The organism is Micromonospora sp. TSRI0369 (assembly GCF_001905625.1).
GTDB classification, from domain to species: domain Bacteria; phylum Actinomycetota; class Actinomycetes; order Mycobacteriales; family Micromonosporaceae; genus Micromonospora; species Micromonospora echinospora_A.
In genome coordinates this window covers 804673-819151 of sequence record NZ_LIVU01000004.1, presented here as the reverse complement: position 1 = coordinate 819151, position 14479 = coordinate 804673, and the positions used below count along the sequence as shown (strand labels likewise).

13 protein-coding genes are annotated in these 14479 nt (G+C 73.3%); 3 read left to right on the top strand and 10 right to left on the bottom strand.

Going from position 1 to position 14479, the window contains the following annotated elements:
- Window positions 1–109 precede the first annotated feature (109 nt).
- Window positions 110–577 carry a hypothetical protein gene (locus AMK25_RS16730; RefSeq protein WP_073829255.1) on the top strand — a complete coding sequence of 156 codons (468 nt, stop codon included), beginning with the start codon at window positions 110–112 and terminating at the stop codon, window positions 575–577.
- A gap of 30 nt (window positions 578–607) precedes the next feature.
- Window positions 608–2074 carry a serine/threonine-protein kinase gene (locus AMK25_RS16725; protein WP_073829254.1) on the top strand — a complete coding sequence of 489 codons (1467 nt, stop codon included), beginning with the start codon at window positions 608–610 and terminating at the stop codon, window positions 2072–2074.
- Here AMK25_RS16725 and AMK25_RS16720 read toward each other — a convergent pair.
- From AMK25_RS16720 to AMK25_RS16675, 10 genes are all read right to left on the bottom strand, one after another.
- A complete protein-coding gene (locus tag AMK25_RS16720) occupies window positions 2061–2513 on the bottom strand; it encodes a hypothetical protein (RefSeq protein WP_073829253.1) in 453 nt (150 codons plus the stop codon). The genes AMK25_RS16725 and AMK25_RS16720 overlap by 14 nt on opposite strands.
- A gap of 319 nt (window positions 2514–2832) precedes the next feature.
- Window positions 2833–3996, bottom strand: coding sequence for an acyl-CoA dehydrogenase family protein (locus AMK25_RS16715; RefSeq protein WP_073829252.1), 1164 nt, complete (start codon window positions 3994–3996; stop codon window positions 2833–2835).
- Complete coding sequence (locus AMK25_RS16710) at window positions 3993–6008, bottom strand: ATP-binding protein (RefSeq protein WP_073829251.1); 2016 nt, start codon at window positions 6006–6008, stop codon at window positions 3993–3995. The genes AMK25_RS16715 and AMK25_RS16710 overlap by 4 nt, the downstream gene beginning before the upstream one ends.
- A gap of 14 nt (window positions 6009–6022) precedes the next feature.
- Window positions 6023–7630, bottom strand: a complete 1608-nt coding sequence (locus AMK25_RS16705; protein WP_073829250.1) for an acyl-CoA carboxylase subunit beta — start codon at window positions 7628–7630, stop codon at window positions 6023–6025.
- Entirely contained in the window at window positions 7627–8766 is a 1140-nt protein-coding gene (locus tag AMK25_RS16700; protein WP_073829249.1) for an acyl-CoA dehydrogenase family protein, read from the bottom strand. The genes AMK25_RS16705 and AMK25_RS16700 overlap by 4 nt, the downstream gene beginning before the upstream one ends.
- Window positions 8763–10439 carry an acyclic terpene utilization AtuA family protein gene (locus AMK25_RS16695; protein ID WP_073829248.1) on the bottom strand — a complete coding sequence of 559 codons (1677 nt, stop codon included), beginning with the start codon at window positions 10437–10439 and terminating at the stop codon, window positions 8763–8765. The genes AMK25_RS16700 and AMK25_RS16695 overlap by 4 nt, the downstream gene beginning before the upstream one ends.
- Window positions 10436–11230 carry a TIGR03084 family metal-binding protein gene (locus AMK25_RS16690; protein ID WP_073829247.1) on the bottom strand — a complete coding sequence of 265 codons (795 nt, stop codon included), beginning with the start codon at window positions 11228–11230 and terminating at the stop codon, window positions 10436–10438. Before AMK25_RS16690 ends, AMK25_RS16695 begins: the two co-directional genes overlap by 4 nt.
- Before the next feature lie 29 nt (window positions 11231–11259).
- A complete protein-coding gene (locus AMK25_RS16685) occupies window positions 11260–11880 on the bottom strand; it encodes a TetR/AcrR family transcriptional regulator (protein WP_073829246.1) in 621 nt (206 codons plus the stop codon).
- A gap of 106 nt (window positions 11881–11986) precedes the next feature.
- Window positions 11987–12730, bottom strand: a complete 744-nt coding sequence (locus AMK25_RS16680) for a metallophosphoesterase family protein (RefSeq protein WP_073829245.1) — start codon at window positions 12728–12730, stop codon at window positions 11987–11989.
- Window positions 12731–12843: 113 nt separating this feature from the next.
- The gene (locus AMK25_RS16675; protein ID WP_007466162.1) at window positions 12844–13521 is read right to left on the bottom strand and encodes a Crp/Fnr family transcriptional regulator; all 678 of its coding nucleotides are present in this window, start codon (window positions 13519–13521) and stop codon (window positions 12844–12846) included.
- Between the two features lie 219 nt (window positions 13522–13740).
- Here AMK25_RS16675 and AMK25_RS16670 point away from each other — a divergent pair, with 219 nt between their 5' ends.
- Window positions 13741–14427 (top strand): adenosylcobinamide amidohydrolase, encoded by a 687-nt coding sequence (locus tag AMK25_RS16670; protein ID WP_073829371.1) that lies wholly within the window; start codon window positions 13741–13743, stop codon window positions 14425–14427.
- The last annotated feature ends 52 nt before the right edge of the window (window positions 14428–14479 follow it).

Here is a 14479-nt window from a genome sequence, read left to right as displayed (position 1 = left end):
GATGTGCTCGTCGGTGGGGCCGGTTAGCGTGGGGCGGCGTCCGTCGTGGGTCGACTGTCGCACACCGGTACGCGCGCGCGTCGCCGGCGGATCATGCTGGGGAGGGACGATGAGGCTGCCGCGCTCGGGCGCCGGCTGGACGATCGCGGTCTTCGGGCTCCTCGCGCTGCTGCTCGGCGCGCTCGGGTTGATCTGGCCGGAGACACAGCTTCGCCTGCTCGGCTTCGAGGTGCCGGCCGAACGCGCCCCGGGCGACTACACCGGCACGTTCCTCACCGCGTCGTCGATGGCCTCGTTCAACATGGGGGTCTACTACCTGCTCGCCGTCGCGACCGAGTGGCGGCCGTTCTACCGGTTCACGGTCTGGTTCCGCCTGGTCACGTTCACCGTCTTCACCATCGCGGTGCTGTCCGACGTCGCGCCGGACCGGTTCTTCGCGGTCGCCGCGTGGGAGGGGCTGGGCGCGGTCGCGACAGCTGTCGGCCTGTGGTGGGACGCGCGCCGGGCGGCTCCCGGCACGACCGGGCCCGGCGACTCCGCGCCGGATCCGGTGCCGGCCACCGACGCGGCCCGCTGACCGGCCGGACCAGTTGGGTATTTTCGAACCGTGACCGAGACCCCGCCCGGCGCCGTGCGGCTGCCAATCGTGCCCGGTCTGACCGATCTGCAGGTGTTCGCCCGGGGCGGCTACGCCACCATCTACCGGGCCACCCAGATCTCGGTGGGACGCGAGGTGGCGGTCAAGATCGAGAACCGGACGCTGGACAGCGAACGCGACCAGGCCCGCTTCCTGCGCGAGGCCCGCGCGGCCGGCCGGATGTCGTCGCACCCCCACGTGGTGGACCTCTTCGACGTCGGGGTCACCGTCGACCAGCACCCCTACCTCATCATGGAGCTGTGCGACGGCTCGTACGCGGAGCGGATGCGCACCTCGCCGCTGGGCCCGGAGGAGACCCGCGACCTCGGCGTGAAGATCGCCGACGCGCTGGTCCACTCGCACGCGGCGGGCGTGCTGCACCGGGACGTCAAGCCCGCCAACATCCTGCACTCCGAGTTCAACTCGGCGGTGCTCGCCGACTTCGGCCTGGCGGTGCTCGCCGAGTTCCGTGACTCCTCGGTCATGCTGGAGGCGCTCACGCCCGCGTACGCGCCGCCGGAGACGTTCAACCACAGCCCGCCCACCCCGGCCGTCGACGTCTACTCGCTGTGCGCCACCCTCTACGCGGTGATGTACGGCCGGCCGCCGCGCTGGCACTCGGAACGCAACCCGAGTCTGGTCACCGTGCTGGAGATGTTCCAGCAGCCCATCCCCGGGCTGCCCGGGGTCCCCGGCGAGCTGATCGACGTACTCCGGTTGGGGATGTCCAACGACCCGGGCGAGCGTCCCTCCGCTGTCGAGCTGCGCGGCCTGCTCGCCGGGCTGCCGCTGGACGGCGCTCCGGCCGGCGGCGTGCTCTACGACGGCGGCGAGCGCTACCGCCGCAGCGGGGGCCCGAACCCGCGCCCGCCCGCCGACGACGACCACCCGACCGTGGCGTCGCGGGCCCGGCGCTGGCCCAAGCGCTGGTTCCTCGGCGGCGCCGGGGTGCTCGCGCTGGCGGCGTCGGCAGGTGGCGGCTGGCTGGCCGCCGGTCACGCGCCGGCCGCCCCGCCGATCCCGGTGGCGAGTGGCGTGGCCGGCGGGCCGGTGCCCGGCTGCGCGTCCGCCGACGTGCGGCTCCCGGCCGGCGCGCGGTGCGCCTCCGAGCTGGAGTGCTTCGGTCCGGTACGGCTGCGCCGCGACCGGGCCGAGGCGAGCCGGGTGCCCTGCGACGGCCAGCACACGTGGGAGACCTACGCCGCGGGTGACCTGCCGGCCGGTCTCACCGGCGCCAAGCACGGCGCGGTCGCCGCCGACCCGGCCGTCGGCAAGGTGTGCAACGTCGACACGTTCCGGGTGGTCAGTGGCGCCGACCCGGCGAACGGATGGAACCTTGAGGTGTTGCCGCCGGAGACCGACGCCGACCGGACCTACCGGTGCCTGGCCGGCCGGGGCGTGAACGCGCTCGCCGGGCCCACCCTCACCGGTCGCTGACCCCTCGGCCCTGCCGTACCGCCCGCGGGTCGAGCGTCTCCAGCGTGTCCGCGTCCACCGCCGTCTGCGCCCGCAGGCCGCGTACCGCCCGCGGGTCCAGCGCCTCGAGCGTGTCCGCGTCGACCGGATGGCCGCCCGGGGCGCGCAGGTTCCGCACGGCCCGGGGATCGATCGCCTCGAGCGTGTCGGCGTCCACTCCGTACCCGGCCTCGGGCAGCCAGGTCTTGGGCGACGGGGTGTGCCCGCCGTCGTCGACGGGCTGGCGGGCCGCGGTGATCGTCACCCCGGCGATCATGCCCAGCACGACGCAGACCAGGGCCAGCACGACCGACAGGATGCCGGGCGGGCGCCACACCGCGAGGGCCACCACCGCCGCGACCGTCACCAGGGACGCGACGACGGCCTTCGCCCGCGCATCGGGCTTCGGGAACGATCTCACCCGACAAGCATGGCCCAGCGCGGCGACCTGTCAACCTGCGGGCCGAGACGGCTTCCCGTCAGTGACATTCCACTTCGGAGTGGCAGAAGCGTCGATCGAGCAAAAATCGTTACATCCGTTGGCCGACTGCCGTATCGCTCCGGGTTGGGGAGCCGCTACCGTGAGCGTCGATCCGGGAGTGGCGAGGCCGAGGTCTCCTCGACCACACCGCCCAAGGACGGACCCCCGGGGTACGGCAGGTGATCGGGCACCCGCCGTACCCCGGGCCGCCCCGCTCGCCAAGTGGTCCCCGCACGGCGGGCACGCGCGAACGGGCGGTTCAGTAGGACTTGTCCTGGCCCAGTACGTGCTGCGCGACGAAGTTGAGGATCATCTCGCGGCTGACCGGGGCGATCCGGCCGGCGCGTACCGCGCCGAGCAGCGTCGACACGCCGTACTCGGTGGTCATGCCGGCGCCGCCGAGCGCCTGGACGGCGGTGTCGACGGCGAGCGCGGCGGCCTCACCGGCCGCGTACTTGGCCATGTTGCCGGAGATGCCCGCTTCCAGGTCGCGACCCGCGTCGTACAGCGTCGCCGCCTTGTAGATCATCAGCCGGGCCAGCTCGACCTGCACTGCCGCGTGCGCGAGCGGGTGCGCCACGCCCTGGTGCGAGCCGATCGAGTTCCCGCCCCACACCTTGCGGGTGGCGGTGTAGTCGCTCGCCCTGTCGATCGCGTACCGGCCGGTGCCCGCGCCCATCGCGGCCACCGTGATGCGCTCCGGGTTGAGCCCGGCGAACAGCGCCGGCAGCCCGGCGTCGAGTGACTCGCCGACGAGCGCGTCGGCGGGGAGCCGGACGTCGTCCAGGAAGAGCAGGAACTGGTTCTCCGGCGACAGGATCTCCATGTCCAGCTTGGACTTCTCCAGGCCGGGCGCGTCGGTCGGCACGATGAACAGCGCGGGCTTGAGCTTGCCGGTGGACGCGTCCTCGGTGCGGGCGACCACTAGTACGTGCCCGGCCTCGTCGACGCCGGAGATGTAGATCTTCCGGCCGGTGAGCAGCCAGTCGTCGCCGTCGCGGCGAGCCACGGTGGAGAGGCGGTGGAAGTTCGAACCGGCGTCCGGCTCGGTGATCGCGAAGACGATCTTCTCGGAGCCGTCGGCGAGGCCGGGGAGGTGCTTCTTGCGCTGCTCCTCCGTACCGTGCCTGTTGATGATCGTGGCGGCGATGGCGGGGGAGACCACCAGGAGCAGCAACGGGCAGCCGGTCGCGGCCAGCTCCTCGCACACCAGCGCCAGGTCGGTGATGCCGCCGCCCCCGCCGCCGTACTCGGTGGGGATGTTGACGCCCAGGTAGCCCAGCCGGCCGGCCTCGTGCCACAGCTCGGTGGTGTGCTCGCCGGACTTGGCTTTCGACACGAAGTAGGAATGGCCGTACTTGCGTCCCAGCTCCCGTACCGCGTCGCGGAGCTGATCCTGTTCGGGGGTGAGGTCGAAATTCACTGCGGGTCCTCCTCGGGGTCCACCACGGCCAGTACGGCACCCGTCTCGACCTGACCGCCGGCGGGCACCGGCAGCTCCGTCACCACGCCGTCGGCGGGGGCGAGCACGGGATGTTCGAGCTTCATCGCTTCCAGCGTCAGCAGCAGGTCACCGGCGGCGACCCGCTGACCGACCTCGACGTGCACCCGGGTCACCGCTCCGGGCAGCGGCGCGAGCAGCGACCCGGCCGCCAGCTCCGCGGTGGGCAGGGGCAGGCGGGGCAGCTCGGTGAGGCTCGCCGCCCCGTCCGGGCCGTCCACGAAGACCGACGACCCCACCCGGTGTACGCGGAACGCCCGCCGTACCCCGTCGACGTCGAGCACCACCCGGTCCGGGGCGGCTGTCACCAGCTCGACCACCGGCAGCTCGGTGTTAACAGGGGACCCTTCCGCTACCGGATCCGTTAAGAAGGGGCCCTTCCTTCCCCACTCGGCGAGGCCGCCGGTGCGGTCGAGCCGGTAGCGGATCTCGATCTCCTCGCCGTCGCCGACTGTGAAGCTGGTGACCTGCGGGAAGGACGGCACGTTGCGCCAGCCCGACGGCAGCCCGGCCAGCACCGGGGCGGCGGCCCGGCGCGCGGCGGCGCCGGCCAGCGCCGCCGCCAGTGCCGCCACCGGAAGCTGCTCGGCCGGCAGCAGCGGCTCGAACACCTCCGGGTGCCGGTCCAGGAAACCGGTGTCCACGTCCATGGCGGCGAACTCCGGGCTGCGCAGCACACGCACCAGCAGATCCCGGTTGGTGGCCACGCCGTGCAGTTCGGCGCGGGCCAGCGCGCCGGCGAGCGCACGGGCCGCCTCGGTGCGGGTGGGCGCCCAGGCGACGAGCTTCGCCAGCATCGAGTCGTAGTGCACGCTGACCGTCGAGCCGTCCACCACACCGGAGTCCAGGCGCAGCCCGCGGGCCGGACCGAACTCGGCTGCGACCCCGGGGATCGCGAACCGGTGCAGCGTGCCGGTGGCCGGGCGGAAGCCCTGGGCCGGGTCCTCGGCGCACAGCCGTACCTCGATGGCGTGGCCGTCGGCCGGCGGTGTGGTGGCGACCGGCAGCGGCTCGCCCTCGGCGACGAGCAGTTGCAGCCGGACCAGGTCCAGCCCGGTGGTCAGCTCGGTGACCGGGTGCTCCACCTGGAGGCGGGTGTTCATCTCCAGGAAGTGCACCTGCCCGTCCGGCGCGAGCAGGAACTCCACTGTCCCCGCGCCGACGTAGTCGACAGCCCGCCCGGCCGCCACCGCCGCCTCGTGCAGCTCCGCGCGCACGTCGTCGGGCAGCACGCCGGGCGCCTCCTCGACGATCTTCTGGTGGCGGCGCTGGATCGAGCAGTCACGTACCCCGAGCGCCACGACGGTGCCGTGGGTGTCGCCGAAGATCTGCACCTCGACGTGCCGGCCGCGTTCCACGTACCGCTCGATGAAGACGGTGCCGTCGCCGAACGCCGCCGCCGCCTCGCGGCGCGCACCAGCGACGGCCTCGGCCAGCCCGGCCGCGTCGTGGACGATCCGCATGCCCCGGCCGCCGCCGCCCGCCGCGGCCTTGACCAGCACCGGGAAGGCGGTCACCTCGGCCGGGTCGGTCCAGGTGGGCAGCATCGGCACGCCCGCGTCGGCGAGCAGCGCCTTGGCGGCCATCTTGTCGCCCATCGCCGCGATCGCCTTCGCGGACGGACCGACCCAGGTCAGGCCCGCGTCGGTCACCGCCGCCGCGAACTCGGCGTTCTCGGCCAGGAAGCCGTAACCGGGGTGGACGGCGTCCGCGCCCGATCGGCGGGCCGCGTCCAGGACGGCGTCGATGCGCAGGTACGTCTCGGCCGGCGTGTTACCCGGCAGCCGTACCGCCTGGTCGGCGTCGGCGACGAACGGCGCGTCGGCGTCCGCGTCGGAGTGCACGGCGACGGTGGCCACGCCGAGGGCGCGGCAGGTGGCGAAGACCCGGCGGGCGATCTCGCCCCGGTTCGCGACCAGAAGCTTGGTGATCATTTTGAGCACGCCCCCTACATCCGGAAGACGCCGAAGCCGTCGGCGCCCTTCACCGGTCCGTTGTGGATCGCCGACAGGCACAGCCCGAGGACGGTACGGGTGTCCCGGGGGTCGATCACCCCGTCGTCGTAGAGCCGCCCGGACAGGAACAGCGCGCCGGACTGCGACTCGATCTGCTGCTCGACCATCATCCGCATGGCGGCGTCGGTGTCCTCGTCGTACTCGTGTCCCCGGGCGACGGCTGCCTGCCGGGCCACGATGGACAGCACCCCGGCGAGCTGCGCCGGGCCCATCACCGCCGACTTCGAGTTCGGCCAGGTGAACAGGAACCGCGGCTCGTACGCCCGGCCGCACATGCCGTAGTTGCCGGCGCCGTAGGAGGCACCCAGGTTGACGGTCAGGTGCGGCACCTTCGAGTTCGACACCGCGTTGATCATCAGGGCGCCGTGCTTGATGATGCCGCGCTGCTCGTACTCGGTGCCGACCATGTAGCCGGTGGTGTTCTGCAGGAAGACCAGCGGGGTGTCCGCCGCGTTGGCGAGCTGGATGAACTGCGCCGCCTTCTGCGCCTCCTCGCTGAACAGCACGCCCCGGGCGTTCGCCAGCACACCGACCGGATAGCCGTGCAGCTCGCCCCAGCCGGTCACCAGCGCGGTGCCGTAGCCGGGCTTGAACTCGTCGAACGCACTGTCGTCGAGCACCCGGGCCAGCACCTCGCGCGGGTCGAACGGCACCTTCAGATCGGCGCTGGCGATGCCGAGCAGCTCCTCCGGGTCGTACCGGGGTGGCAACGGGTGGGGGTTGCGCGGCGGCGGGCCGTGCTTGCGCCAGTTGAGCCTGCGGACGCACTGCCGGGCCAGCCGGATCCCGTCACGCTCGTCCTCGGCGAGGAAGTCGGCCAGGCCGGACGTGGTGGCGTGCATCGCCGCGCCACCGAGCGACTCGTCGTCGGTGACCTCGCCGGTGGCCATCTTCACCAGCGGCGGCCCGGCCAGGTAGACCTGCGAACGGTCCCGGATCATGATGGTGAAGTCCGACATGCCCGGTACGTACGCGCCGCCGGCGGTGGCGTTGCCGAAGACCACGCTCACTGTCGGGATCCGCTGCGCGGAGAGCCGGGTCAGGTCCCGGAACACCCGGCCGCCGGGAATGAAGATCTCCGCCTGGGTGGGCAGGTCCGCGCCGGCCGACTCGACCAGGTTCACCATCGGCAGCCGGTTGGCCGCCGCGATCTCACCCGCCCGCCGGGTCTTCGCCAGCGACCACGGGTTGATCGCGCCGCCGCGTACCGTCGGGTCGTTCGCCACGATCAGGCACTCCACGCCCTCGACCACGCCGATGCCGGTCACGGTGCTGGCGCCGACCGGGAAGTCGGTGCCGAACGCGGCCACCGACGACAGCTCCAGGAACGGGCTGTCCGGGTCGAGCAGCAGCTCGATCCGCTCGCGGGGAAGCAGCTTGCCGCGACCGTGGTGGCGGGTCACGTACTTCTCGCCGCCACCGCCCCGGGCCTGGTCGAGTGCCTCTTCCAGTTCGGCGAGGCGTTCCAGCAGCGCCTCCCGGTTGGCGGTGAAGGCGGGCGCGGACGGGTCGATCGTGCTCTGCAGAACTGTCGTGCTCACAGGCCCATGCCCTTCGCGATGATCTCGTTCATGATCTCGGTGGCGCCGCCGCCGATACCGAGCAGCCGGGCGTCGCGATAGTGCCGCTCCACCTCGGCGTCCCGCATGTAGCCGAAACCGCCGTGCAGTTGCAGCGCGGCGTCGACGACGAAGTCGCACGCGGACACCGCCACGTTCTTCGCGATCGCCACCTCGGTCACCACCGGCTGCCCGGCGGCGACCCGCTCGGCGACCTCGTGCACGTACGCCCGGGCCGCCTCGGTGCGGGAGTGCATCTCGGCCAGCCGGTGCCGGACGACCTGCCGCGCCACGAGCGGCCGGCCGAACGTCTGACGGTCCCGGGACCACCGCACGGCCAGGTCCACGCAGCGCTGCGCGGTCGCGTACGCCTGGGTGGCGAGCGAGAGCCGCTCGGCGGCGAACTGCTGCATGATGGCGAGAAAGCCGGTGTCCTCCGGGCCGACCCGGTTGCGCACCGGCACCCGCACGTCGACGAAGGACAGTTCGGCGGTGTCCGAGCAGTGCCAGCCCAGCTTCTCCAGCCGACGGCCCACTGTGAACCCCGGCGTGCCCTTGTCGATCACGAGCAGGCTGAGCGAGCCCGACCCGGGGAAATCAGTGCAGACCGCCGTGGTGACGAAGTCGGCCCGGACCCCGCTGGTGATGTACGTCTTGGCGCCGTTCACCACGTAGTGGTCGCCGTTGCGTACCGCGCAGGTGCGGATGCCCGCCACGTCCGAGCCGCCGTCCGGCTCGGTGATCGCCAGCGCGCCGATCATCGTCCCGGCGAGCGTCGGCCGCACGTACCGCTCGATGAGCGTCTCGTCCTGTGCCTGAACCATGTGCGGCAGCGCGATGCCGTGCGTGAACAGCGCGGCGATCAGCCCCGACGAACCGCCCGAGCGGATGATCTCCTCGGTGACCACCATCGAGTCGAGCAGGTCGCCGCCGCTGCCGCCGACCGACTCCGGGAAGCCGATGCCGAGCAGGCCGACCTTGGCGGCTGTTTCGTGCAACGACCGGGGCAGCTCGCCGGTCCGCTCCCAGTCGGACAGGTGCGGCAGCACCTCCCGGGTGACGAACGAGCGGGTCAGCTCGCGTAGTTGCCGGCGTTCCGGCGTGTCCACGATGGTCATGCCGGAACCTCCGTCGGAAGATCGACCACTCGCGAGCGCAGCAGCTCGCCGAGCGCCTTGGCCTGCGGGTCGAACCGGGTGGAGGCGGCCACGCCCTGCCCGAGCAGTCCTCGGATCACGAAGTTGACCGCGCGCAGGTTCGGCAGCTCGTACCGCTCGACGGTGAGCGCCGCCGTCTCCGGCAGCAGCTCCGCCAGCCGGTCCACAGTCAGCCAGTCGCGCAGCCAGGGCCAGGTGGCGTCGGTGCGGGCCCAGACGCCCAGGTTGGCGTCGCCGCCCTTGTCGCCGGACCGCGCGCCGACCAGCTCACCCAGCGGCCCCCGCCGGCTTGCAGGTAAGGAAGGGCCCCCTGTTAACGCCTCGTGTATTAAAGGGGCCCCCTGCAAACCGCTCGTCACCGTCGGCGGCGGGATCGGCACCCGTTCGCCGGAGGGCAGCACCGCCACGTGCTCGACCGCGTCCTGCGCGATCGCGTCGGCGGTGAACACCCCGTACGGTGTCGCGTCGCCGGGCAGCGTGGTCAGCGTGCAGCCCGGGTAGGAGGCCAGCGCCAGCTCCACCGCCGCCGCCGAGAATGCCCGCCCGGCCCGCGACTTGTCGCCGTCACGCATGTGTACGTGCAGCAGCGCGCTCGCCGCCTCGGTGTCGCCGGTGTCCGGGTGGTCGGTACGGGCCAGCGTGAACTCCAGCCCTTCCGTGCCGACCGACTCCTCGATCTGGGCGCGGACCAGTGCCGCCTTGGCCGGGATGTCCAGCCCGCACAGCACGAACGTCATGGAGTTGCGGAAGCCGCCCAGGTTGTTGACGCCCACCTTGAGCGTGTCCGGTGGCGGCGTGCCGCGTACCCCGGACACGCGTACCCGGTCCGGGCCCTCCTGCTCCAGCCGTACCGTGTCCAGCCGGGTCACCACGTCCGGCCCGAGGTAGTCCGGCCCGCCCACCTCGTACAGCAGCTGGGCGGTGACCGTCTCGACTGTCACCGCGCCGCCGGTGCCGGGGTGCTTGGTGAGCACCGACGAGCCGTCCGCGTGCAGCTCGGCGATCGGGAAACCGGGGCGGCGCCCGCCGTCCGGCAGCTCGGTGAAGAAGCTGAAGTTGCCGCCGGTGACCTGCGCGCCGCACTCGATCAGGTGCCCGGCCACAGTGGCCCCGGCCAGCGCGTCGAGGTCGTCGCGGGTCCAGCCGAAGCGGGCGATCGCCGGGCCGACAGCCAGCGAGGCGTCGGTGACCCGCCCGGTGACCACCACGTCCGCGCCCGCGTCCAGGCAGGCCGCGATCCCGAACGCGCCCAGGTACGCGTTCGCGGTCAGCGCGTCCGGCCGCTGGATCGCGTCGCCCTCGACGTACCCGACCCGCACCTGGACGCCGAGCCGGTCGCCGAGCGACCGGATCGCGTCGGCCAGCCCCGCCGGGTTGAGGCCGCCCGCGTTGGTGACCAGCGTGACGCCGCGCTCCAGCGCGGTGCCGAGCACGCCCTCCAACTGGCGCAGGAACGTCTTCGCGTAGCCCAGCGACGGGTCGCGCATCCGGTCCCGGCCGAGGATGAGCATGGTCAGCTCGGCCAGGTAGTCACCGGTCAGCACGTCCAGCTCGCCGCCGTCGAGCATCTCCCGCCAGGCGGCGAAACGGTCGCCGTAGAAGCCCGACGCGTTCCCGATCCGCAGCACGCTCATGAGGGGTCTCCGCTCGCCGGCTCACGCTTGTCGCCGGGCGGGCCGGCGAACGCCTGGGCCACGTCCAGCCACTCGTCGGCCACCGGCCCGGTGGCGGTCAGGGCCAGGTCGGCGCGGTTCCGGCGCTGGGTGACGAGCCAGCAGAAGTCGAGCGCCGGGCCGGTCACCCGGTCGGCCGCGTCGGCCGGCCCGAACTCCCACACGTCACCGCCCGCGGGTGCGGTCAGCTCCACCCGCACCGGCGCCGTGGGCACCGCACGGCCGTGGGCCGCGAAGCCGTGCCCGAGGGTACGGAAGCCGAGGTGCGCGATGTGCCGCAGGCGCTGCGTCGGGGTACGGCTGACGCCGAGCGCGTCGGCCACGTCCTCGCCGTGCGCCCACGTCTCCATCAGCCGCGCGGTCACCATCGAGGTGGGCGACATGCTGGTGCCGTACCAGGGGATCTTCTGCCCGGTTGGGACGGCGGCGACCGCCCCGGCGAGCGCCGACCGGCCCGCGCGCCAGCGGGCCAGCAGCGCGGCCGGGGGCGCGAGGAAGGACTCGGCGCCGTCCTCGACCAGGCGCGACGGGTCCGGAGCGGCCATCACCGAGGCGAAGAACGCGGCCTCGTCGGTGGCCGCCAGGTAGGCGACGTGGTCGGTCCAGGCCAGGTGCGCGATCTGGTGTGCGACGGTCCAGCCCGGGGCCGGCGTCGGCCGCTCCCATCCGTCCGGCGGCAGGTCCGCGACGAGCGCGTCGAGCTGTTCGGACTCGGCGGCCAGATCCGCGAGCAGGGCTGTCAGGTCGACCATTGTGCCTCCGGGCGGGGTGGGTCAGGGGATCAGTGCCGCTCGCTCTCGGGGGTGAGCAACGCGGCGAGCTGGCGTTTCCAGGTCTGCAGCAGGGCGGCGCGGCGGGGCGAGTCGTCGCTGAGCAGGTTGGCCACGCCGAGGCCGCGGAGCAGGTCGAGCGTGGCCTGCACCGACTCGCGTACGCCCGGCTTGCGTTCGTCCACGCCGAGCAGCTCGACGGTGAGCCGGTACATCTCGCGGCCGATCCGCGCCTCCAGCGGCACCAGCGCGGCCCGCAGCTCGGCGTCGGTACGGGCGGCGACCCACAGCTCCAGCGCGGCCGCGAACAGCGGGCCGGTGAAGGAGGCGGCGAGCAGGTCGACCACCCCGTCGAGCCGCTGCGGGCCGGAGGGCAGTGCCGCCGCCTCGGCGCGCAGCTCGGCCGCCCGGCGCTCGGTCAGGTGGGTGACGGCGGCGGTGACCAGCGCGGCCTTGGTGGGGTAGTGGTGCAGCTGGGCGCCCCGGGAGACGCCGGCGCGGGCCGCCACGACTGTCGTGGTGGTGCCGGACCAGCCGTGCTCCACCAGGCAGTCGACGGTCGCCTCCAGCAGCCGGGCCTGGGTGGCGCGGCTGCGCTCCTGCTGCGGGACGCGGCTCGGTGCGGTGGACACGCCAACAGCCTGCCGCCCACAAAACAAACAGTCAAGCCTGACTTTTTTTGAAAGGAGGGGGCCCTTCTTAACGCCTCCGGTAGAGGAAGGGCCCCTTGTTAACGCCTCAGCGGCCGTCGCGCGGGGCGAAGACCGTGAGCGCGTCGGCGTCCGAGTGGCGGGAGCGGACGTACTCGTCGGCCCAGGCCGCGGCGTCCGGGAACGCGGACTCGGCGGCGATCCGGGCGCACGCGGCGTCCACGTCGAAGCGCGTGCGGCGCAACTGCACGCCCGGTCCGAGCAGCGCCCACCAGGCGCCCGTGCCCCCGTACGGCATGCCGACGCTGCCCGGGTTCACCACCAGGCGACGGTCGACCAGCCGGGTGAACGGCATGTGCGTGTGCCCGCAGACCACCGTGCCGACCTCGGGCGGGAGGCCGGCGAAGACCTCGGCCCAGCGGTCGAGCCGCGAGTCGACGAGCACGACCTCCTCGTCGTCGCGCGGGGTCGCGTGGCAGAACAGCACCTCGCCCAGGCCGGTGACCGGCAGCGTGACGGACGGCGGAAGCGCGGCCAGCCGGGCCACCTGGTCGTCGCGGAGCTGCCCCGCGGCCCAGTTCGAGACCTCGATCGGGGAAGCCGACCCGGCACGCGCCTGCACCAGCTCCCGGTCGGCGTTCCCACCGACCCAGCAGGCCCGGTCACCGAGCGCGGCCAGCCGGTCCAGCACCTCGACCGGCTGCGGGCCGGCCGCCAGGTCACCGGTGAGGACGATCAGGTCGGCGGCGGCCACGTCCGGCTCGGCCAGCACTGCTTCCAGCGCGGGCAGCACACCGTGGATGTCGGAGAGGACGGCGACACGATCGGGCATCGCCCCAGCGTGGCGGCACCGGCCCGGAGGATCAAATGATTCTGCGGCGGGCAGAGACGGCATCGGCCCGGCTCCGCGCGGTGGCGGGCCGGGCCGGGAAGCCGGTACGGAGGTCAGACCCGCGCGCGGCGGGCCAGGCGCTCCGGGTCGAGGATTATGATGCTCTTGCCGTCCAGTCGCAGCCAGCCGCGCGAGGCGAAGTCGGCGAGCGCCTTGTTGACGGTCTCCCGGGAGGCGCCGACGAGCTGGGCGATCTCCTCCTGGGTGAGGTCGTGCGTCACGCGCAGCACGCCGCCGTCGCGGGTGCCGAAGCGGCCGGCCATCTGGAGCAGGTTCTTGGCGACCCGGCCCGGCACGTCCGTGAAGATCAGGTCGGCGAGCGAGTCGTTGGTCCGGCGCAGGCGTCGGGCCAGCACCCGCAGCAGCTGCTCGGCGATCTCGGGCCGGTTGTTCAGCCACGGCCGCAGGGCCTGCTTGCGCAGGCGTACGAGCCGGGTGTCGGTGACCGCGGTGGCGGTCGCCGTACGCGGACCGGGGTCGAAGAGCGACAGCTCGCCGACCATGTCCGACGGGCCCATCACGGCGATCAGGTTCTGCCGGCCGTCCGCCGCGCGGCGACCCACCTTGATCTTGCCGGACAGAAGGATGTAGAGACTGTCGCCGGGTTCGCCCTCGTTGAAGACGATTTCGCCCTTGCGGACCTCGATCGTCTCCATCTCCTTGGCGAGCGCCTCGGCAGCCTCCGGGTCGACACCCTGGAAGATCCCGCTGCGGGCCAGTACCTCGTCCATCGCGCACCTCCGCCTGCGCGTGCCGTCCGTCGGCCGGGTCCGCCGTCCGCTGATCCCTCGCGCGCCGCCAGTCTAGGCGCACATGAGTAGGAATCAGAGGTGCACCCCTGGAATCTTGATCGTTGGGCGTAACCCGCCCGACCCGGTGAGCAGCTAAGATCCCGCTTCCGGCCCGGCCCGGCGCCACCCGTTCCCACCTGTGATCGTAGGGTGACCGGCGTGCTGTGTGAGCCGTTCCTGACCACCCGGTCCGAAGCCGGGTGGGACATCCCCCTGCTGGTCTGGCGGGCCGAGAGACCCCTGCTGGCGGTCGGCTCCGCCCCGCTGGGCGGCGGCATCGGCGTCCGCGGGTGGGTGCTGAACGCGACGGTGCCCATGTCGTACCACCGGGATGACCCCGCCGCGCACCTGGCCGAGCTGGCGGACGGCCTCGACCTGGGCGGACCCGGCGTCGGGCTGCTGACCGGCGTGGACGTGACCGAGGTGGTGCGCCGCACCGACGGCGGCGTCCGGGTCTGGGCGACTGTCGGCCTGGGCACGCCGGTGTGGGCCGCCGCGCTCGAGCCGGCCCCGCCCGCAGCGCCCGAGCCGGCGCCGCCCGCGCAGCGCGTCGGCACGGTCAACATCGTCGCGTACGTGCCGGAGCGGCTCGGCGACGCCGCCCTGGTCAACGCCGTGGCCACCGCCACCGAGGCGAAGGCGCAGGCGATCTGGGAGCTGGGACTGCCGGCCACCGGCACCCCCACGGACGCGGTGACGGTGCTCTGCCCGGCCGACGGCGATCCGGCCCCGTACGGCGGGCCCCGGTCGGCCTGGGGCGCGCCGCTGGCCCGGGCCGTGCACGCCGCCGTCCGCGCTGGCGGCGCCGGAACCGTCGTGCCCTGGTCCGACCGGGTTGCGGGCTGACGTGCCGAGGCATTTCCGGCGGCCCCGGTTTTCCGACCGATCGGCCCTCGTC

Excerpts from the sequence above, each read along its gene's own strand:
- AMK25_RS16675 (WP_007466162.1), bottom strand. The coding sequence starts at position 13,521 with ATGGACGAGGTACTGGCCCGCAGCGGGATCTTCCAGGGTGTCGACCCG.
- AMK25_RS16695 (WP_073829248.1), bottom strand. The coding sequence starts at position 10,439 with ATGAGCGTGCTGCGGATCGGGAACGCGTCGGGCTTCTACGGCGACCGT.
- AMK25_RS16710 (WP_073829251.1), bottom strand. The coding sequence starts at position 6,008 with ATGATCACCAAGCTTCTGGTCGCGAACCGGGGCGAGATCGCCCGCCGG.
- AMK25_RS16730 (WP_073829255.1), top strand. The coding sequence starts at position 110 with ATGAGGCTGCCGCGCTCGGGCGCCGGCTGGACGATCGCGGTCTTCGGG.
- AMK25_RS16690 (WP_073829247.1), bottom strand. The coding sequence starts at position 11,230 with ATGGTCGACCTGACAGCCCTGCTCGCGGATCTGGCCGCCGAGTCCGAA.
- AMK25_RS16680 (WP_073829245.1), bottom strand. The coding sequence starts at position 12,730 with ATGCCCGATCGTGTCGCCGTCCTCTCCGACATCCACGGTGTGCTGCCC.
- AMK25_RS16700 (WP_073829249.1), bottom strand. The coding sequence starts at position 8,766 with ATGACCATCGTGGACACGCCGGAACGCCGGCAACTACGCGAGCTGACC.